The organism is Mesorhizobium sangaii (assembly GCF_014207355.1).
In the GTDB taxonomy this organism is placed as follows: Bacteria; Pseudomonadota; Alphaproteobacteria; order Rhizobiales; family Rhizobiaceae; genus Mesorhizobium; species Mesorhizobium sangaii.
The window spans coordinates 284,269-301,425 of the sequence record NZ_JACHEF010000001.1 but is presented as its reverse complement, the minus strand read 5'-3'; the positions used below and the strand labels follow the sequence as shown (position 1 = coordinate 301,425).

Genomic DNA, 17,157 nt, shown 5'->3' with positions numbered 1-17,157 from the left:
GAGGCGGATTCCGTGCACGGGGTCCGTCTTTGTCTCAACGGCCCAGGGAGGGGTTCTTTTGGGCCATCAATCGAGGAAAATCCGGCAATGACAATTATTTCCGCCGTCATCGCCTGCGGTCTGCTTTCTGTCCTCTACGCCATCTGGGCGACACGTTCGGTCCTCGCGGCCGATCAGGGCAATGCACGCATGCAGGAAATCTCCGCGGCTATCCGCGAGGGCGCGCAGGCCTATCTGGCGCGCCAGTACACCACGATCGCCCTCGTCGGCGTCGTCGTGCTCATACTCGCCTGGTGGCTGCTTTCCATCACCGCCGCGGTTGGCTTCCTGATCGGCGCCGTCCTGTCGGGCGCCGCCGGTTTCATCGGCATGCACGTTTCGGTGCGGGCCAATGTGCGCACCGCGCAGGCGGCCTCCAACAGCCTCGCCGCTGGTCTCGACATCGCTTTCAAGTCGGGCGCCATCACCGGCATGCTGGTCGCTGGCCTGGCGCTGCTCGGCGTGTCGATCTACTACCTCATCCTCACCCATTTCATGGGCCTTCAGCCCAATGACCGCATCGTCATCGACTCGCTGGTTTCGCTCGGCTTCGGCGCTTCGCTGATCTCGATCTTCGCCCGTCTCGGCGGCGGTATTTTCACCAAGGGCGCCGACGTCGGCGGCGATCTGGTCGGCAAGGTCGAAGCCGGTATTCCCGAAGACGATCCGCGCAACCCGGCCACCATCGCCGACAATGTCGGCGACAATGTCGGCGACTGCGCCGGCATGGCCGCCGACCTGTTCGAGACCTATGCGGTGACCGTCGTCGCCACCATGGTCCTAGGCGCCATCTTCTTCGGCGGCACCGCCGTTCTGGGGGCGGCGATGCTCTATCCGCTCGCCATCTGCGGCGCCTGCATCCTGACCTCGATCGTCGGCACCTTCTTCGTCAAGCTGGGCTCCAACGGCTCGATCATGGGCGCACTCTACAAGGGCCTGATCGTCACCGGCCTGTTGTCCATCGTCGGCCTCGGCGTCGCCACCTCGGTTACCCTGGGTTGGGGCGAGATCGGCGTGGTTGCCGGCATGGCCGTCACCGGCAAGAACCTGTTCATCTGCGGCCTGGTCGGCCTCGTGGTGACCGGTTTGATCGTGGTGATCACCGAATACTACACCGGCACCAACAAGCGCCCGGTCAACTCCATCGCCCAGGCGTCGGTGACCGGTCACGGCACCAACGTCATCCAGGGCCTTGCGGTCTCGCTGGAATCGACGGCGCTGCCGGCGATCGTCATCGTCGCCGGCATCATCTCTACCTATCAGCTCGCCGGCCTCTACGGCACGGCGATCGCGGTCACGACGATGCTCGGCCTCGCCGGCATGATCGTTGCGCTCGACGCCTTCGGCCCGGTCACCGACAATGCCGGCGGCATTGCCGAAATGGCCGGCCTGCCCAAGGAAGTGCGCCACTCCACCGATGCTCTCGACGCGGTGGGCAACACCACCAAGGCGGTGACCAAGGGCTACGCCATCGGTTCGGCCGGTCTCGGCGCGCTGGTGCTGTTTGCCGCCTACTCGAACGACCTGAAGTTCTTTGCCGCCAATGGCGACAAATATCCGTACTTCCAGGGCATGGGCGAGATCTCCTTCGATCTCTCCAATCCCTACGTCGTTGCCGGCCTGATCTTCGGCGGCCTTATCCCGTATCTGTTCGGCGGCATCGCCATGACGGCTGTCGGCCGTGCGGCCGGCGCCATCGTCGAGGAGGTGCGCAAGCAGTTCCGCGAGGATCCGGGCATCATGGCCGGTACCTCGAAGCCTAACTACGCTCGCGCGGTCGATCTGCTGACCAAGGCGGCGATCCGCGAGATGATCATCCCGTCGCTGCTGCCGGTGCTGGCGCCGCTGGTCGTCTATTTCGGCGTGCTGCTGATCTCGGGCTCGAAGGCGTCAGCCTTTGCCGCCCTCGGCGCCTCGCTGCTCGGCGTCATCGTCAACGGCCTCTTCGTCGCCATCTCGATGACCTCAGGCGGCGGCGCCTGGGACAACGCCAAGAAGTCGTTCGAAGACGGCTTTGTCGACAAGGACGGCGTCAAGCATCTCAAGGGTTCCGAGGCGCACAAGGCTTCGGTGACCGGCGACACGGTCGGCGATCCCTACAAGGACACCGCCGGTCCCGCCGTCAACCCGGCGATCAAGATCACCAACATCGTCGCGTTGCTGCTGCTGGCCGTGCTCGCGCACGGCTAAGCGACTGGCCCCAAGACAAAACCCGCGGGGAGCGATCCCCGCGGGTTTTTTGTTGCGGCGATGACACGGCGACTCTTCAGCGGTTTTGTTCGCCCGGGCCCTCGCGGTCGCGGCTCACGTTTCGGCGGCAGGAGACCTGCAGCAAAGCATCCGTCGCCTTGCATTGACCGATCGTCCATAACAAAAACCCGCAGGATCGCTCCCACGGGTTTTTGGTCGCCTGAGATGGTGCTGCTCTCCTCGAGGGGAAGGCAGGTCTGAGATTAGGGAGTGCCGCCGCCGCCCGGGATGCCGGGGGCCAGCTTGCTGGCGCCGTTGATGATCTGGCTGAGGAAGTTCTGGTCCTTGCCGCCCGTCGGCGTGGTGCGCGAGATGAAGTCGAACACCTTGCCGTCCTTCAAGCCGTAATTGGCGATCTGGGTGACGCGACTGTCGGGGCCGAAATAGACCGCCAGCACATGCTGGTCAATGAGGTGCGGCTTGTCGAAGGCGACGTAGCGCTTGCGGGTCTGCGAAATGTAATAGAACGCCTCGTTGTCGAAGGTTGCCGTCGTCGATGGCGTGCCGAGCGCCAAAAGCACCTGCTCGCGGCTCGAGCCGACCGGCACCAGGTCGATCGCCTGCTGGTCGATGACGTAGCCCTGGGTGAGGGTTTCACTCGGGCTGAGGTCACCGATCATCTTGGAGGTGTGGCAGGCGGACAGAGCCGAAACAATCACCAGCAGCGAGATCGCACCGGCGGGCCGGGACGAGAAGGTCGACTTGAAATTCAGCGCGCGCAACAACAACTCCATTAGCTGGCCGCAACTTGCGCTGGGCCGCAAAACCGGTAAACCAGCTTGCAGGCCGATGCAACAAGGCCACTTCAACAAACGGTCCCCGGGAGACCATCCCCAATGTTCCAGCGCTTTTTTGGCCGCGAACGCCATGCCAACCGCGCTATCACCGAGGCGCTTTACGGACAAATCGTGGCGGCGGCGCGGCAGACTGTGTTTTATTCCCACTGGAATGTGCCCGATACGCCGCTTGGCCGTTTCGAGATGGTGTCGCTGCACATGTTCCTGTTCCAGCACCGCTTGCGCGGCGAGAACGGCGTGGCGCAAGAGGTTGCCCAGGTGCTGATCGACGAGTTCTTCCTCGATGTCGATCATTCGCTGCGGGAATTGGGCATCGGCGATGTCGGCGTGCCCAAACGCATGAAAAAGCTGGCAAAGATGTTCTATGGCCGAACCGCCGCCTACGATGATGCCCTGGAAAGAAACGACCTTGACGGGCTCACCGCGGCCCTTGCCCGCAATGTCCGGCCCGACGCCGGCGCCTGGCCGGAAGCGTCGCTGCTGGCCAATTATGTCACCGCCGCCCGCGATCAGCTGGCCACCCAGCCATCCGAATCGATTGTCTCCGGCACGGTGGCGTTTCCCGTCGCCAACGGAGGTTGATCGATGAAACACATTGACCCGCAAAGCCCGGTATCGTTTCGCGCAAACATCGCCCGTCTGCCGCACAAGGGGTTGCCGGTGGTGATCGAGGCCGACGCGGCGCAGCGCGCGGCGCTGGCCGAGGAGCACGGGCTGCTGTCGGTCGAAGCCTATCGCGCCGAGCTTCTGGTGACGTCATGGAAGCGCAATGGCGTGAAGGTCAGCGGTCGCGTCGAAGCCGACATCACCCAGGCCTGCATCGTCACGCTCGAGCCTGTCGAAGCGCATATCGACGAGCCGGTCGAAGCGCTGTTGCTGCCCGAGGACTCCAAGCTCGGACGGCAGGGTTTCGATGCCGGCGGCGAGATCCTGCTCGACGCGGACGGACCGGACGGTCCCGAAACATTTTCCGGCGACACCATCGATGTCGGGGCGCTCGCCGAGCAGTTCTTCGGACTGGCGATCGACCCTTATCCGCGCAAGCAGGGCGCGTCTCTGGATGCCGGCGGCGAGACCGAACCGGCGGAGAATGAATTTCAGCAAAAACTGCGATCCTTGCTGGGAAAATCCTGAAAACCACGCCCGCGACGGAAAAGTCGGTTGTGCGGCAGCCCAAAACCGCTATTTTCGCCGAACCTTCGCGACCACTAAAGCGATCTGCCGCCTAACCGTGAGATGAATACCGCGTGATCAGGATTTCCATCGATGCCATGGGCGGCGATCACGGACCAGCCGTGGTCATTCCGGCGCTCATGACGGTCGCGACCCGCCGTCCCGACATCCGCTTCGTCATCTTTGGACGTGAAGAGGTGGTGCGCCCTGAACTGGCCAAATTCCCGAAGCTGGCCGAGATCAGTGAATTCTTCCACTGCGAGATCGCGGTCAGGATGGACGACAAGCCTAGCCAGGCGCTGCGCCACGGCCGCTGGAAGTCGTCGATGTGGAAGGCTGTCGAAGCTGTCAAGGCAGCGTCGGCGGACGCCTGTGTCTCCGCCGGCAATACCGGCGCCCTGATGGCGATGTCGAAATTCTGCCTGCGCACCATGGCCACCATCGAACGGCCGGCGATTGCAGCGCTTTGGCCGACGACGCGTGGCGAAAGCGTGGTGCTCGACGTCGGCGCCACTATTGGTGCCGACGCCCATCAGCTGATTGATTTCGCCATTCTCGGCACCGGCATGGCGCGCTCGGTCTTCGGCATCACGCGACCGACGGTTGGCCTGCTCAATGTCGGTGTCGAGGAGATCAAGGGCCAGGAAGAAGTCAAGGAAGCGGGGCGCATGCTGCGCGAGGCCAACATGGCCTCGATGAATTATCATGGCTTTGTCGAAGGCGACGATATCGGCAAGGGCACGGTCGACGTTGTGGTGACCGAGGGCTTTGCCGGCAATATCGCCTTGAAGACGGCGGAAGGAACGGCGCGCCAGATAGCGGGCTATCTGCGCGCCGCGATGAGCCGCACCCTGATGGCCAGGATCGGCTACGTCTTCGCCAAGGGTGCCTTCAACCGATTGCGTGAAAAGATGGATGTCGGGCGCTCGAATGGTGGCGTTTTCCTGGGATTGAACGGGATCGTTGTGAAGAGCCACGGCGGAGCCGATTCGGATGGTTTCGCCGCGGCGATCGAACTGGCCTACGATATGGTTCGCAACAATCTGCTCGACCGCATCGAGGCGGATCTGGACCTGTTTCATGCGCGCAATCCGCATACTCAGACATCTAGGAAATCCGACGTCGTTATCGACGCAAAGGAATAGGAAAGAACTTTGATCAGATCAGTCGTGCGCGGCACGGGCGCCGCGCTGCCCCGCCGAATCATGAAGAATGCCGATTTCGAAGGCATGGTGGAAACCTCCGACGAATGGATCGCCCAGCGCACCGGCATCCGCCAGCGCCATATCGCCGGTGATGACGAGACGACGGCTTCGCTGGGTGAAGCGGCGGCGCGTTCCGCACTCGCCGATGCCGGGCTGACGCCCGCCGACATCGACGTGATCGTGCTGGCGACCTCGACGCCCAATAACACTTTTCCGGCGACCGCCGTCGAGATCCAGAACCGGCTCGGAATGCATCACGGTTTTGCTTTCGACATGCAGGCGGTCTGCTCCGGCTTCGTCTATGCGGTGACGACCGCCGATCTCTACATCCGTGGCGGCCTGGCCAAGCGCGTCCTGGTGATCGGCTCGGAAACATTCTCGCGCATCCTCGACTGGAGCGATCGCTCGACTTGCGTGCTGTTCGGCGACGGCGCCGGTGCCATGATCCTGGAGGCCGGCGAGGGGACTGGCGCGATCGCCGATCGTGGCGTCCTCGCGGCCAGCCTGCGTTCCGACGGTATCCACAAGGAGAAGCTCTTTGTCGACGGCGGGCCGTCGACCACGGGCACGGTCGGCCATCTCAGGATGGAGGGCCGCGAAGTCTTCAAGCACGCGGTCGGGATGATCACCGACGTCATCGAGGCGACATTCTCGCAAGCCGGCATATCGGCCGATGATCTCGACTGGTTCGTGCCGCACCAGGCCAATAAACGAATTATTGACGCTTCCGCCAAGAAGCTCGGGATAGCCGAGCAAAAGGTGGTGGTGACGGTCGATTTGCACGGTAACACCTCGGCTGCTTCCGTGCCGCTGGCGTTGTCGGTGGCCGTGGCCGACGGCCGCATCAAGAAGGGCGATCTCGTGCTTCTGGAGGCCATGGGTGGTGGCTTCACCTGGGGTGCTGTTCTGGTTCGCTGGTAAGTGCCGAACGGTCCGGTTTCGGTCCTTGACCTTGCCGGATCAATTACTTAGGCTCTGCCGTTGTTGTGCCGAATTTAATGTTTTGAGCTGATGGGACGGTCGCATGGGGGGAAAGACACTTACGCGCGCCGACCTTGCCGAGGCTGTTTACCGGAAGGTCGGCTTATCGCGCACTGAATCGGCCGAACTTGTCGAAGCGGTGCTGGACGAGATCTGCGAAGCGATCGTGCGTGGCGAGACGGTGAAGCTGTCGTCCTTCGCGACATTCCACGTCCGTTCCAAGAACGAGCGCATCGGCCGCAATCCCAAGACTGGCGAAGAGGTGCCGATCCTGCCGCGCCGGGTGATGACCTTCAAGTCGTCGAACGTGCTGAAGAGCCGCATCTTGCGGTCCCATCAAAGCGGCAAGGCCAAGGGCGGCAAGTAGGCTCTATCATCTGCGCGGTTGAAAACTGGCGCCGGGCCGTGACGCCGGGCTTGAATATTGTTTCACAAACCGCTGAAATAAAGCCCGATTCGGCAGGTAAGCCGGATCATCGTCCAGCGTGAGGATTCGCCCATGGACAAGAGCCCCGACGCCTTTCGTACCATCAGCGAGGTGGCCGAAGATCTCGACCTGCCGCAGCATGTGCTGCGCTTCTGGGAAACGCGTTTCAACCAGATCAAGCCGATGAAGCGCGGTGGCGGCCGCCGTTACTACCGGCCGCAGGATGTCGAACTGATCAAGGGCATCCGCCATATGCTCTACGACCAGGGCTACACCATCAAGGGCGTGCAGAAGCTGCTGCGCGAGAACGGCAATCATTTCCTGGTCGCCATCGGCAATGGCGACATGGCCGCCGTCGAGGCGATCTCGCAGCGACGGCAGGCCGATCAAGTGCCGCTGACGCCTGCGGCCCAGCCGCGCGGCATGGATGACGAGCTGGTTGGCCAGCCACGCGTCAAGCCGAGCCGCCGCTTTTTCGGCCTGGGCAAAGGCGATGAGGACGGTCCGGTTCAGCCTGACGCCTCGAAGCTCTCGCGAGACAATCGCGCCTTGCTGCAGGAAGCGCTGTTCGACCTCCTGGAATGCAAGCGCCTGCTCGATCAGGTGCGCTGACCGCGGTCAGATCAATATCGGCCTCTCGAAATCCGGAACCCGCCTTGGCGTGGGGCGTTACGTTTCCTTTCAGCAATGCAAGGAAACACGTCATGGCATCGTATTCGACCCTCTCGGACATCGACCTCGACAAGCAGGTCGCGGCTCTCACCAGGGAATTGGCCAACCTGAAGAAAGCGGTGTCCCGGCGGGGCGGCGCCTATTACGAAGACGGTCGCGACGCCGCGCTCGACGCCTATTCCGATCTCGCAGGGCGTCTACGGGATGCGATGCCGGCCATCCGCAAGCAGGGCAGGGTCATCGAGAAATCGGCGCGCGACCATCCGGCGGCGGCCGCCGCGGTCGGCCTTGTGGTGGTCGGTCTCGTTGCCAGCCTGCTGTTCAGCCGGCGTTAAATCGTATCGCCTTGCAACGAGAAGACCGGCCTTGAACAAGAAGCCAAGGCCGGTCTTCTCGTTGGCAGTCTGGTATGCTTAGGCCTTCTTCACCATCGGCTTCATGTGGTGGTGATGATGGTAGTGATGCCGGTGATGGACAGGATGGTAGGGATGATGGTGATGACGATGATGATGCTTTGCCATCGAGGCCGGGGCAGCATCCGCATTCGTCGCGCCGATCACTGGCGCCGTGAAAGCAAGCGCAACCGCAAGCCCGAGGGCCGAGAGGAGGGACTTCTTCATGGGTCGTTTTCCTTTTTCAGCATGTCGATCGGATCGATGACCCGATCGCCGCGAATGGGATTACGCTCCTGATTTTTTTCCTCGATATTTCCCGATTGTAGAATCGTGTTTCTGAACTGTTTCTACGCAAGCCGGGCTTCCACCATCATCATCGCCAAGGCCGAAAGGCCATGCTTTTCCGCCTGTTTTGCCTACATTGGCGGGGCCACGCCATTGTTTCCGACCACCACGCGGCCGGAACTCAGCGTGCCGTCAGCCTCGCGCTCAGCGGTGACGACGACCGTCGCACCTGGCTTGAGGTCGGTCGGCGTGGCCGGCGCGAAGGTCACGACAGGCGTGGTGTCGGGTATCGAAATCTTCTTCGTCTGCCCATTGTCATAGGTCAGCGTGACGGCTCGGCCGTCTATATCGGTGACGTCGGCCACGGTGCCGTTGGTCATGCGGCTGTTTGGCTGCAGGTCCCAAGGGCGGTCGCCCTCACCGGTGCCTTTCATGGCTGCCGGAAAGACCACCACCTCCAGCGCGCCGCTGCCGCCATCGGCTTTCGAAACGGAGGCGATGCCGAGGAAATCGCCTTGCTTGATGTCCTTCACGGATGCGTTGGCGACGCCTGATATCGTCCAGCCGGCATTGAGCTTGATGGCGGAGGTGTCACCCTGGCGGGTTTTCACGGTGAGCAGCGATGGCTCGAAACTGGCCACAGTGCCGCGCACGCGCAGCGTGTCCGCCGCTTGAGCACTGCCCGCGGCGGCAGCGGAAAGGCTGGAAATCGTGCCGAGCACGACGATGAGTGTCTTCAAGTTCATTGCAGAGATCCTTCCGGGAACGGCTGGCTGGAACCGGATGGTTTTCAGGCCAGCAACTCGGAAATAACGAACGGGCGCGGCGAAACTGCCGGACAAAGCGCGATTGGACGGTCAAAACAACTTGATCGTGACGTGTGCGCGAGCCAACCGCGCAAGGCGCCGCTTCACGATAGCGTGACGGTCAGATTGGTACTTGGCAAATCGCCGGCGAGCGGGCATGTTCCCGATCGTCTCAGGCAACTTCGTCATTTGATCAAACTCTTTCAGCTTACGGAGTTGCCAATGCCCAACACTGCAAAACGCGAAGCCCTCTCCGAATCGGTAGCCAATGAGATCGGGCCGGATTACAGCACCCTCAGAGCGATGCGGGAGACCCGCGGCTACAGTGTGGAAAAGCTTTCCCTGACATGCGGTCTGGCTGCCGACGAGATTGAGGATATCGAGAGCGGTAAGGTGACCGATCCGTCGAAGCTGCGTCGTATTGTGTCCGCGCTTCGACTTCCCCAGGACGCTTTGATCGCTTCGGCTGTGCACACGCCGGCCGCGCAAGGTCGATCCCTGGCATAATTCAACAACAGGCATGCCCGACAACCCGCCAAGGCTAGCCTTGGCGGGTTTGTTTTTGCGGTGCGGCAGCCGCCCTGCCGCAACCCGGGGCTTGCCGATTTGTATGTCGCACGTGTTTATACGCGCGCCGATCCGATCCGCTGTCCATCAAGTCCTGAACTATGGGTTTTCGAGATGAGCCTGGAATCCGTTCGTGCCTTCTTCGCCGCTCGGGCACCCGACATCGATGTCATCGTGACGCAAGCGAGCTCGGCGACGGTGGCGCTGGCGGCCGAGGCACATGGCGTGCTGCCGGCGCAAATCGCCAAGACGATCTGCCTGCGCGTCGGCGAGCGCACCATGCTGGTGGTGACCAGCGGCATCGCCAGGCTGGACAACCGCAAGTTCAAGGACCAGTTCGGCGGCAAGCCGCGCATGCTCGACGCCGCGGAGGTTGTCGAAGCAACCAGCCACCCGGTCGGCGGTGTCTGCCCGTTCGGCCTGCCGGCGCCGCTGCCAGTCTATTGCGACGTATCGCTGCGCGAATTCGACGAGGTCGTGCCCGCCGCCGGCGCCACCAACGCCGCCGTGCGGCTCGGCCCGCAGCGCATGGTCGAGCTCACCAGCGCCGAATGGGTCGATGTCTGCCAATAACGATCTGGCAATGCCCTGCACCGCTGCGTCCAGAAGATGTTAAGCGATCATTCAGCCAACCAGGCCAATATCGGGCTGGAGCTCAACCATGAATTTCCGCTTTTCGCTCTGGCTTAAGGAGATGATCATCCGGTATCGCTTCACTCTGACCGATATCGCCATGATAGCCGCTGTCGTGATCGCAGCCGGGTTCGGCATATGGCAATTTGACGCCTTTCCGAACGAATCCGCTGCCGAGCGGAATCTGACCTTTGAGCTTGACGAGATATTCGCCGTCTGCGCGCTGGGCTTTGCCTTGTTTGGATGGTCGCGTCTTCGCGCACAGAGGCGTGAGATTGGCCGCCGGCGCATCGCCGAAGAACAAGCCCGCGCCCTTGCTTTCGAGGACACCCTGACTGGCCTGCCCAATCGGCGCCAGTTCGACGCTGCGCTGAACGCGGCTCTCGCGGCTCCTCCTGGTGCCGACGCCGTGCATGCGGTGTTCATGCTCGATCTCAACGGTTTCAAGCGCATCAACGACCTTCATGATCATCCTACCGGTGACGAGGCGCTGGTCCAGACAGCGATCCGCCTCCGCAGGGCAATTCGCGACAACGATATGGTGGCGCGATTGGGCGGTGACGAGTTCGCGATCCTGGCTCGCCATCTGGCTGGTGCCGAGGCCGCCGCAACCTTGGCTCTGAGGATAATCGAAGCCTTGAAAAATCCCGTGCACACGGGTGCGGGTGAGCATGCGATCGGCGCCGGGATCGGTATCGCGCTGGCACCCACCGATGGGACGGACGCTGAAACGCTCCTGCGCAAAGCGGATGTCGCGCTCTATCGCGCCAAGGCACTCGGTCGAAGCGCACTCCGCTTCTTCGAGGAGGAGATGGACCACCGTATCCGGGAGCGCGACGTCCTGGAGCGCGATCTTCGTGCGGCGATCGATACGAACAAACTGGAAGTCGTCTACCAACCGCGGATCGACCTGAAGAGTGGGGCGATCATCAGCTTCGAAGCCACGGCGCGATGGATGCATGACCAATGTGGGGAGTTGGACACGGCGCGCCTCGTCGCCATCGCAGAGACCACGGGTCTTGTTCAGGCGCTTGTGGACGACCTTCTGCGCACCGCCTGTCGGGATGCACCCGGCTGGGGAGGGAATGTCACGCTGTCCCTTGGTATCCCTCCGGCGCTTCTCAAGGACGACACATTTGGACTGCGCATTGTAGCCATTCTCGGGGAGAGCGGACTGCCGGCATCCCGTCTAGAATTGGAGATTACCGAAAGCGCCTTGGTTGCCGACCTCGAAGCCGCCAAGCGCGTTCTCGGCGCTATCCACGAAACCGGAGTGAAAATCGCGCTCAACAATTTCGGAACGGGATATTCGAGCCTTTATCATTTGCGCAATTTCAAGTTGGACACCATCAAGATCGATCGGAGCTTTGTGCAGTTGATGGCTGAGAATCCCGAGAGCGCGGCGATCGTTCGCGCGCTGGTCGGGCTCGGCTCTGGCCTGGGGCTGACGGTCGCCGCCGAAGGTGTTCAGAACGAACAGCAGCAAACAATGCTCGTGAACGAGGGCTGTCAGCAGGGTCTGGGTTTCCTGTTCAGCAGAGCTGTTACCGCTGACGAAGCGCGCCGGCAGCTGAACGGACAACCAACCCCGATCCGCTTAACCGTCTGAAGGACGATCTTGGCGAAGCCAACGACGCAGCTGCTTCGGCGCTGCAGGACAGTGGGCGGCAGAAAACGCGCGCTGGTGGGTTCCGTTCGACTCGCTATCGGTTCGGCCTCGACGCGCCGGCAAATTCCCGCGCGAGGAGATGTCACCAGCCCCGATTTTCGTTGAGCCAGTATGCACCAAGACAGCCAAATTGGGGTGGGAGACCAAGGCGCCGTTTGGTATCAAATTCCATCTCCGACAGAGACCAAGACGAGTTGTTCTCGGTGACATTGGGCACGATGGTGTACCCTTGCTCCACCAACACGAGTCTCATTTCCTGGAAGTGCCTTTTGAAACCGCTCTCAATTTGGCTTCTCGGATACCGTCGACCTTGCAAGCAAGCTCGCCTCAGAATGTCGGAATACATCTGGGTGCTGACAACTCTCACAGTTTCTTCGGAGATACGCTTGTAAGGCGGGCCGTCCTCGGACCAGCATTGTCCTGCCGACGCTACCAGCATCGCGGCCAACGGGCTTGCCAAGAACCTCTCCACCTTGGTCCTCCCGACCTTTATATTAGTCATGATTAATATGGTGGACAACCCTCTCGGAGGGGGAGGGCCAGATTACAGCACCCTCAGAGCGAAGCGGGAAACCCGCGGCTATCCGCCACCGACGCCACCACGCCGCCGTGCGGCTCGGCCCGCAGCGCGTGGTTGATCTCACCAGCGGCCAAATGGGTCGATGACTGCCAAGATTAGCTTAGGGGTTCGCCGGCACCCCGCGATCGCATCGGCGCGAAAGTCGCCGAATTTCGGTTGACCCGGGCCGGGTTATCACGATACATCGCGACCGGTCCGGAGTGTAGCGCAGCCCGGTAGCGCACTTGACTGGGGGTCAAGGGGTCGTCGGTTCGAATCCGGCCACTCCGACCATTTTAAAACAAGGACTTAACCCCAAAGTCCCTAGCGTTAGATTTGGTCGTTTTTGGTTTGAGGGTAACAGGTTGGGTAACTCAGTTGAATTGCCCCCTTGCAATTTGATTCTCGCCGCGTCCGTTGGGTTGCCGCAAAGCAATGAGGGAAACGGGGAGTAGCATAAGAGATGGCCGAAGGCCCGCCTCCCGTATTGGTCACCTTCTCGTCTTACCAGCTAAGGACAGAATCACGCGGCTTTGAGGCGCTGGCAGCGCTTCATGAGCAGATCGACACCCACTCCGCCAAGCAGATCGCAATTGACTGCGGAAAGCTCCATTGGTTCGACGCGCACCTCGCCGCGCCGTTGAGGACGGTTTTGTCGCATGGGCAATCTCGTAGCAACTCATTTAGGCTCGTTGGATTGAAGCCCGAAGTGCACTTGGCCCTTCGAAAGAATCGCCTACTTAATCAGCATGCCGACGACTCATTCCACACCTCGATTCCCGTCACGCTTTTTCGCCTTGATGAGGAGATAACGTTCGCTGAGTATTCCAGAAAACACCTCGCTCGAAATGAGATGCCGACTATGTCTGCTCCGCTCAAGAGCAAGTTTTTCGAGGCAATCGACGAATTGTTCGCGAACTGCGCTTTGCACTCTCAGTCGCCTATTCACGTCGTCGCGGCTGGCCAATTTTATCCTCGAAACCACCGCCTCGCTTTTTCAATTTCGGATGGCGGGCGCGGCATCGATGGCTCGCTGAAGCATGCTGGAATTCCCTATGGAAATGCGGCCGACGCTATCAACTGGGCGATGACGATGAACAACACGACTCGGCAGGGTGACATTCCTGGGGGGCTTGGCCTGAAATTGCTTTGCGAGTTTGTTGGAAAGAACGGCGGGCGCCTGACCATCGTGTCAGGGAGCGGCTACTGGTGCCAGAATGGCTCTGTCGTCGAAAAATCCGTCTTAAGGAAGCGTTTTCCCGGCACGTCTGTCATTCTCGAGATTTCGACTTCCGATAAGAACAAATACGATCTTGCACGGGCGCCTAGGCCCGAAGACATTTGGTGATCGCAATGGCACTCGTGAACATACCTATTTCGTCGATTGTTGGCAGCGGCATCTGCGTCTCGGCGTCGGACGGTCAAAAAGTCTATGCGATATTGCAGTCCGTAGTCGTGCGCGGTGACCGCGCGCAACTCTCGTTTTCGGGAATCACCAGAATGACGACGGCTTTCCTAAATGCCGCCGTTGGGCAACTGTACGGCGAATTTTCGGAGTCCGTCATCAAAAGCCATCTGGCGCCGCCGATCAATACTGAGCCATGGCATCTGTCCCGCCTACAACTTGTTGTTGAGCGAGCAAAAGAATTTTTCAAAGATAGTGACCGTGTGAACAAGGCATACGTGGCAAGTACGGGCATAGATGATGAAAAAGATTCATGATGTTCGGGCCGGCTGCAAATTTTCGAAGAGGAAAGTCTTTTTCGACACGAACGTCTGGATTGCAATAGACGGCAACGACCCGCGCCCAACCTCAGCTTGTTACAGCGATTTTTACGGAGAAATTTGCAAGTCGGACAACGTAATCGTGATCAACGATTATGTGATTGGCGAGTTTTTTAACCGCACATGCAAAACCAATTACAAGCTGATGTTCGACGATGATCCGGAGATGAGGCAGTTCAAATCCCGCCGCTCAGCCAACCGCGATTTCCGGTTGATGGTGGAATCGGTCCGGGACACCTGCTTAAATTTTCTTGACGACTGCGAGTATGAGCCAGCGGCCGTTGATCGCGGCAGCTACCAATCGATTGTCGAAGAAGCCGGCAAAGGTGAGATGGATCTTACCGATATAGTCGTGCGAGAGCATTGCCTGGCGAAAGGGTATGTACTCGTCTCACACGACGCTGATTTCATAAATTGCGGCATCGAACTCGTGACCGCGAATAGGAAGCTGCTCCCGAAATAAAGTAGCAAGCGAAAACCCGCCGCCGTGAAGCAGCAGGCTCGATCGTTTCGTGTGCGGAATGATTAGGCTCGGCCGGCCGTGTGCAACATGGCCTCGGTTTCCTCGGCGACGCCGCGGTTGAGCATTTCGCGGACAGGCTTGAGAATGTCCATCGCGTAGATCAGGACATAGCCGATCGAGGCCATTTCCTGTTCCGACACGGTCGTCGGATCGGCCTCAAAGGCGTTGATCGCGAGCCGCGCGACGCGGATCAGGTCTAGCGCATGATCGACCTCGTCGACCGCTTCCGATCCGGGATACTTGGGATTGAGAACAGTGATCATGGCGACACCAGCACTTCCTGCGATTCCATGTCGTCAGGCCACATGACTGTTTCGCCGTAGTCTCCCGGACAGTACCCCTCCAAGTCGCCGTTGTCCTCGTCGTCAGCGTTGTCGAGCTCCAGATCACAAGTGTCGCCGGGCGCGGGGTTGGGAGCGGTGCCAGACAGGAATGGCTGCCCGCCCCGATGTCCCCAGCCGAGCGATGGCTCGTCGTCGCCCGTGTCTTCAAGGTCAGGATCCGGCGACATGGCGTCGAGCATGTCGATCAGCTTTTCGATGGAGTCGGCGATCGAGCGCCGGCTTTGACAATCGACGAGGAGTGGTGGCAGCAATTCTTCCGGCTGGGAATAATTAGCCGCAACGTAGGCTTCGCCCTTCTTGGTGAGATTGAGATCATCCATGGAGGTCGGCCTCCAGGTTGTCGATTACGCGGGCGCCAGCGTCGTACAGGACGTTGGACGTCTTCAGAAGCAGGTAGGCGAGGCTGCCGCGGCCAAAGCGCGTGCGTAAGGCTGCCGCGGCCAGCAGCATGGCTATTGCGGCGAAGGTCATGACGGCCTCCGCTGGACAAGCAGGATGTGGCCGGAAAACCTTCCGATGATTGCTATCACTTCGGCTGTAGCATGGCTTCGCCGGCAGCCGGAAACGTGAGTTTCGGCATTTGGTTTGCTCCATTGAGCGGTTTAGTTGACTGTGATAGTTTTCGCTCAAATCAAGCGATTGTCAACGGATTGGCGCAAAATGAGCGAAAGCACTCAAATCACAGGCAGACAAATCTCGGCAGCGAGGGCTTTGCTTGGGCTCGCGCAAAGCGAGTTGGCGGCAGCCGCGTCAATATCGGTTGCAACTCTCCGAAGAATGGAAGCGAGCGAGTTTTCGGCGGTTGGGCTCACCAACAACGTGGCAGCGGTGCGCCGTACCTTGGAAGTGGCCGGCGTCGAGTTCATCGCCGAGAATGGCGGCGGCGCCGGGGTGAGGCTGAGGAAGGTTTGACGGTCCTATTTTGCGCTGTCACTGCGGAGCTTCGACGTTAATCTTGATCGCGGCATAGTAAGCCGCAGCATTGGCGATGTCTTCATCGCTCAGGCTCTTGGTGACCAACGACATCATATAACTCTTGCGCTCTCCGGCCTTGTAAGCCATCAGCGAGTGGACGAGATAGTCGTACTTCTGCCCGGCGAGATTGGGCGCTTCGCCACCAGTGGGTAGAGCTCTGCCGAGGCCATTCGTGCCGTGGCACCCTTGGCATTTCACTATGACTTTCTGACCGGCGATGCTGTCGCCTGCTGCCTGCGCAAATGACGAGGTGACCACGATGCCAGCCAGGAGGATCACAACACGCAAACTGTGCATCGAAGTCCTCCCATCGGTTGACAAACAAATGTTCAATCTAAGAGCTTTCCGAGCGCGGTCCAGCTATGAGCGACGGCAAGCGAGTTTGCGCCTCCAGTCGAATATTAGCAAGCGCTTGACTAATGCCCCTCGCGCTCCAGAATCTTCTGCACACTTGGTGCATTTCAGCTTCTCGACCTGGCCGCTACCTTGCCACGAAGAGATTGCTCGCAATGCATTTATGGACCGGGCAATAATCTGTGTCGGTCGTCGGCACGCCTGCGCCAGCAGCCACCTCGCCAGGACCGCATTGCTTCTGCCCGCTGACATAGAGGTCGTAGCGCGTCAGGCTGAGGTTGAATATGGAGCGGTAGCGAATGACGGTGGTGCCGTCCTGCTTCAGTAGCGCCTGAACTTCGGCGCAACTCAGGCCGGCGATATCCCTGCGCTCTTGCGCCTGAGCCTGCACCACGAGGAAGAGTAACGGAATTGCAATCGCGATCGGCTTCATGGCGCCCCACCAGCGTTTTCGCCCGACCGATGGTGTGTAGACTTGACCAACCGATATGAAAAGCCCTCTGCCTTTGGCCTCGCCAAAGGACGACATGCGTTCTGTGTCGTCGATGGTCGAGAAGATCCTGACCACGTACCTGCGTGACAAAGGCTATCTGAAGGATACAGCCGAGTGACGCAAAAAAAGCCCGCTGCCAGGGTCACGGGCAACGGGCCTTTGGACACAGGCCGGACAAGGAATTTGGGGGAACGCGCACATCCGGCCGGCATTTCCAACGAGGGA

The 17,157-nt window shown here is 60.5% G+C and carries 24 protein-coding genes and 1 tRNA gene; 17 read left to right on the top strand and 8 right to left on the bottom strand.

The features are described 5' to 3' along the window. The first annotated feature begins 87 nt into the window (after positions 1–87). Entirely contained in the window at positions 88–2,229 is a 2,142-nt protein-coding gene (locus HNQ71_RS01610) for a sodium-translocating pyrophosphatase (RefSeq protein WP_184870873.1), read from the top strand. A gap of 263 nt (positions 2,230–2,492) precedes the next feature. Here the strand turns inward: HNQ71_RS01610 and HNQ71_RS01605 are convergent, their stop codons facing one another. Then, positions 2,493–3,011: an outer membrane protein assembly factor BamE gene (locus tag HNQ71_RS01605; protein ID WP_184870872.1), complete on the bottom strand. Its 519-nt coding sequence runs from the start codon at positions 3,009–3,011 to the stop codon at positions 2,493–2,495. A 114-nt stretch (positions 3,012–3,125) separates the two neighbouring features. On the opposite strand from HNQ71_RS01605, the gene HNQ71_RS01600 reads away from it, so the two are divergent. The 7 genes from HNQ71_RS01600 (at position 3,126) to HNQ71_RS01570 (ending at position 7,879) form a co-directional block, all read left to right on the top strand. After that, positions 3,126–3,668, top strand: coding sequence for a ubiquinol-cytochrome C chaperone family protein (locus HNQ71_RS01600; protein WP_184870871.1), 543 nt, complete (start codon positions 3,126–3,128; stop codon positions 3,666–3,668). A gap of 3 nt (positions 3,669–3,671) precedes the next feature. After that, positions 3,672–4,220 (top strand): YceD family protein, encoded by a 549-nt coding sequence (locus tag HNQ71_RS01595; protein WP_184870870.1) that lies wholly within the window; start codon positions 3,672–3,674, stop codon positions 4,218–4,220. A gap of 113 nt (positions 4,221–4,333) precedes the next feature. Beyond that, entirely contained in the window at positions 4,334–5,404 is a 1,071-nt protein-coding gene (gene plsX, locus HNQ71_RS01590; protein WP_095081177.1) for a phosphate acyltransferase PlsX, read from the top strand. A gap of 9 nt (positions 5,405–5,413) precedes the next feature. Next, positions 5,414–6,385: a beta-ketoacyl-ACP synthase III gene (locus HNQ71_RS01585; RefSeq protein ID WP_184870869.1), complete on the top strand. Its 972-nt coding sequence runs from the start codon at positions 5,414–5,416 to the stop codon at positions 6,383–6,385. Positions 6,386–6,488: 103 nt separating this feature from the next. After that, a complete protein-coding gene (locus tag HNQ71_RS01580) occupies positions 6,489–6,812 on the top strand; it encodes an integration host factor subunit alpha (RefSeq protein WP_111545727.1) in 324 nt (107 codons plus the stop codon). A 132-nt stretch (positions 6,813–6,944) separates the two neighbouring features. Next, a complete protein-coding gene (locus tag HNQ71_RS01575) occupies positions 6,945–7,484 on the top strand; it encodes a MerR family transcriptional regulator (RefSeq protein ID WP_184870868.1) in 540 nt (179 codons plus the stop codon). Between the two features lie 92 nt (positions 7,485–7,576). Beyond that, positions 7,577–7,879, top strand: a complete 303-nt coding sequence (locus HNQ71_RS01570; RefSeq protein WP_184870867.1) for a hypothetical protein — start codon at positions 7,577–7,579, stop codon at positions 7,877–7,879. A gap of 78 nt (positions 7,880–7,957) precedes the next feature. On the opposite strand, the gene HNQ71_RS01565 is transcribed toward HNQ71_RS01570, so the two are convergent. Both HNQ71_RS01565 and HNQ71_RS01560 read right to left on the bottom strand, forming a co-directional pair. Continuing rightward, complete coding sequence (locus HNQ71_RS01565) at positions 7,958–8,164, bottom strand: hypothetical protein (RefSeq protein WP_184872295.1); 207 nt, start codon at positions 8,162–8,164, stop codon at positions 7,958–7,960. A 191-nt stretch (positions 8,165–8,355) separates the two neighbouring features. Beyond that, positions 8,356–8,970: a hypothetical protein gene (locus tag HNQ71_RS01560; protein ID WP_184870866.1), complete on the bottom strand. Its 615-nt coding sequence runs from the start codon at positions 8,968–8,970 to the stop codon at positions 8,356–8,358. 282 nt (positions 8,971–9,252) lie between these two features. Between HNQ71_RS01560 and HNQ71_RS01555 the strand changes: the two genes are divergently transcribed. The 7 genes from HNQ71_RS01555 (at position 9,253) to HNQ71_RS01525 (ending at position 14,706) form a co-directional block, all read left to right on the top strand. Then, on the top strand, positions 9,253–9,537 hold the full coding sequence (locus HNQ71_RS01555) for a helix-turn-helix domain-containing protein (RefSeq protein WP_184870865.1): 285 nt from the start codon (positions 9,253–9,255) through the stop codon (positions 9,535–9,537). A gap of 174 nt (positions 9,538–9,711) precedes the next feature. Next, positions 9,712–10,170, top strand: a complete 459-nt coding sequence (locus HNQ71_RS01550; protein WP_184870864.1) for a YbaK/EbsC family protein — start codon at positions 9,712–9,714, stop codon at positions 10,168–10,170. Between the two features lie 88 nt (positions 10,171–10,258). After that, entirely contained in the window at positions 10,259–11,839 is a 1,581-nt protein-coding gene (locus HNQ71_RS01545) for a putative bifunctional diguanylate cyclase/phosphodiesterase (protein ID WP_184870863.1), read from the top strand. An 836-nt stretch (positions 11,840–12,675) separates the two neighbouring features. Beyond that, positions 12,676–12,752: transfer RNA gene (locus HNQ71_RS01540), tRNA-Pro, on the top strand. 169 nt (positions 12,753–12,921) lie between these two features. Beyond that, on the top strand, positions 12,922–13,806 hold the full coding sequence (locus HNQ71_RS01535) for an ATP-binding protein (protein ID WP_184870862.1): 885 nt from the start codon (positions 12,922–12,924) through the stop codon (positions 13,804–13,806). 5 nt (positions 13,807–13,811) lie between these two features. Then, a complete protein-coding gene (locus HNQ71_RS01530; protein WP_184870861.1) occupies positions 13,812–14,180 on the top strand; it encodes an STAS-like domain-containing protein in 369 nt (122 codons plus the stop codon). After that, on the top strand, positions 14,161–14,706 hold the full coding sequence (locus HNQ71_RS01525; protein WP_184870860.1) for a hypothetical protein: 546 nt from the start codon (positions 14,161–14,163) through the stop codon (positions 14,704–14,706). The genes HNQ71_RS01530 and HNQ71_RS01525 overlap by 20 nt, the downstream gene beginning before the upstream one ends. A 62-nt stretch (positions 14,707–14,768) precedes the next feature. On the opposite strand, the gene HNQ71_RS01520 is transcribed toward HNQ71_RS01525, so the two are convergent. From HNQ71_RS01520 to HNQ71_RS01510, 3 genes are read right to left on the bottom strand one after another with little or no spacing between them, the layout of a single operon-like run. Next, positions 14,769–15,029, bottom strand: coding sequence for a hypothetical protein (locus HNQ71_RS01520; protein ID WP_184870859.1), 261 nt, complete (start codon positions 15,027–15,029; stop codon positions 14,769–14,771). Then, positions 15,026–15,430, bottom strand: coding sequence for a hypothetical protein (locus tag HNQ71_RS01515; RefSeq protein WP_184870858.1), 405 nt, complete (start codon positions 15,428–15,430; stop codon positions 15,026–15,028). The genes HNQ71_RS01520 and HNQ71_RS01515 overlap by 4 nt, the downstream gene beginning before the upstream one ends. After that, positions 15,423–15,581 carry a hypothetical protein gene (locus HNQ71_RS01510; RefSeq protein WP_184870857.1) on the bottom strand — a complete coding sequence of 53 codons (159 nt, stop codon included), beginning with the start codon at positions 15,579–15,581 and terminating at the stop codon, positions 15,423–15,425. Before HNQ71_RS01510 ends, HNQ71_RS01515 begins: the two co-directional genes overlap by 8 nt. Positions 15,582–15,887: 306 nt before the next feature. On the opposite strand from HNQ71_RS01510, the gene HNQ71_RS35790 reads away from it, so the two are divergent. After that, positions 15,888–16,022 (top strand): hypothetical protein, encoded by a 135-nt coding sequence (locus tag HNQ71_RS35790; protein ID WP_425492156.1) that lies wholly within the window; start codon positions 15,888–15,890, stop codon positions 16,020–16,022. An 18-nt stretch (positions 16,023–16,040) separates the two neighbouring features. On the opposite strand, the gene HNQ71_RS01500 is transcribed toward HNQ71_RS35790, so the two are convergent. Continuing rightward, positions 16,041–16,382 carry a c-type cytochrome gene (locus HNQ71_RS01500; protein WP_184870855.1) on the bottom strand — a complete coding sequence of 114 codons (342 nt, stop codon included), beginning with the start codon at positions 16,380–16,382 and terminating at the stop codon, positions 16,041–16,043. 184 nt (positions 16,383–16,566) lie between these two features. Continuing rightward, complete coding sequence (locus HNQ71_RS01495) at positions 16,567–16,872, bottom strand: hypothetical protein (protein ID WP_184870854.1); 306 nt, start codon at positions 16,870–16,872, stop codon at positions 16,567–16,569. A 55-nt stretch (positions 16,873–16,927) separates the two neighbouring features. Here HNQ71_RS01495 and HNQ71_RS35440 point away from each other — a divergent pair, with 55 nt between their 5' ends. Continuing rightward, a complete protein-coding gene (locus tag HNQ71_RS35440) occupies positions 16,928–17,050 on the top strand; it encodes a hypothetical protein (protein WP_281391348.1) in 123 nt (40 codons plus the stop codon). The last annotated feature ends 107 nt before the right edge of the window (positions 17,051–17,157 follow it).

Bases quoted from the DNA above. Each gene is read 5' to 3' on its own strand.
- HNQ71_RS01610 (WP_184870873.1), top strand. From the start codon at position 88: ATGACAATTATTTCCGCCGTCATCGCCTGCGGTCTGCTTTCTGTCCTC.
- HNQ71_RS01600 (WP_184870871.1), top strand. From the start codon at position 3,126: ATGTTCCAGCGCTTTTTTGGCCGCGAACGCCATGCCAACCGCGCTATC.
- HNQ71_RS01595 (WP_184870870.1), top strand. From the start codon at position 3,672: ATGAAACACATTGACCCGCAAAGCCCGGTATCGTTTCGCGCAAACATC.
- HNQ71_RS01580 (WP_111545727.1), top strand. From the start codon at position 6,489: ATGGGGGGAAAGACACTTACGCGCGCCGACCTTGCCGAGGCTGTTTAC.
- HNQ71_RS01575 (WP_184870868.1), top strand. From the start codon at position 6,945: ATGGACAAGAGCCCCGACGCCTTTCGTACCATCAGCGAGGTGGCCGAA.
- HNQ71_RS01570 (WP_184870867.1), top strand. From the start codon at position 7,577: ATGGCATCGTATTCGACCCTCTCGGACATCGACCTCGACAAGCAGGTC.
- HNQ71_RS01565 (WP_184872295.1), bottom strand. From the start codon at position 8,164: ATGAAGAAGTCCCTCCTCTCGGCCCTCGGGCTTGCGGTTGCGCTTGCT.
- HNQ71_RS01560 (WP_184870866.1), bottom strand. From the start codon at position 8,970: ATGAACTTGAAGACACTCATCGTCGTGCTCGGCACGATTTCCAGCCTT.
- HNQ71_RS01555 (WP_184870865.1), top strand. From the start codon at position 9,253: ATGCCCAACACTGCAAAACGCGAAGCCCTCTCCGAATCGGTAGCCAAT.
- HNQ71_RS01550 (WP_184870864.1), top strand. From the start codon at position 9,712: ATGAGCCTGGAATCCGTTCGTGCCTTCTTCGCCGCTCGGGCACCCGAC.
- HNQ71_RS01545 (WP_184870863.1), top strand. From the start codon at position 10,259: ATGAATTTCCGCTTTTCGCTCTGGCTTAAGGAGATGATCATCCGGTAT.
- HNQ71_RS01535 (WP_184870862.1), top strand. From the start codon at position 12,922: ATGGCCGAAGGCCCGCCTCCCGTATTGGTCACCTTCTCGTCTTACCAG.
- HNQ71_RS01530 (WP_184870861.1), top strand. From the start codon at position 13,812: ATGGCACTCGTGAACATACCTATTTCGTCGATTGTTGGCAGCGGCATC.
- HNQ71_RS01525 (WP_184870860.1), top strand. From the start codon at position 14,161: ATGATGAAAAAGATTCATGATGTTCGGGCCGGCTGCAAATTTTCGAAG.
- HNQ71_RS01520 (WP_184870859.1), bottom strand. From the start codon at position 15,029: ATGATCACTGTTCTCAATCCCAAGTATCCCGGATCGGAAGCGGTCGAC.
- HNQ71_RS01515 (WP_184870858.1), bottom strand. From the start codon at position 15,430: ATGGATGATCTCAATCTCACCAAGAAGGGCGAAGCCTACGTTGCGGCT.
- HNQ71_RS01510 (WP_184870857.1), bottom strand. From the start codon at position 15,581: ATGACCTTCGCCGCAATAGCCATGCTGCTGGCCGCGGCAGCCTTACGC.
- HNQ71_RS35790 (WP_425492156.1), top strand. From the start codon at position 15,888: ATGGAAGCGAGCGAGTTTTCGGCGGTTGGGCTCACCAACAACGTGGCA.
- HNQ71_RS01500 (WP_184870855.1), bottom strand. From the start codon at position 16,382: ATGCACAGTTTGCGTGTTGTGATCCTCCTGGCTGGCATCGTGGTCACC.
- HNQ71_RS01495 (WP_184870854.1), bottom strand. From the start codon at position 16,872: ATGAAGCCGATCGCGATTGCAATTCCGTTACTCTTCCTCGTGGTGCAG.
- HNQ71_RS35440 (WP_281391348.1), top strand. From the start codon at position 16,928: ATGAAAAGCCCTCTGCCTTTGGCCTCGCCAAAGGACGACATGCGTTCT.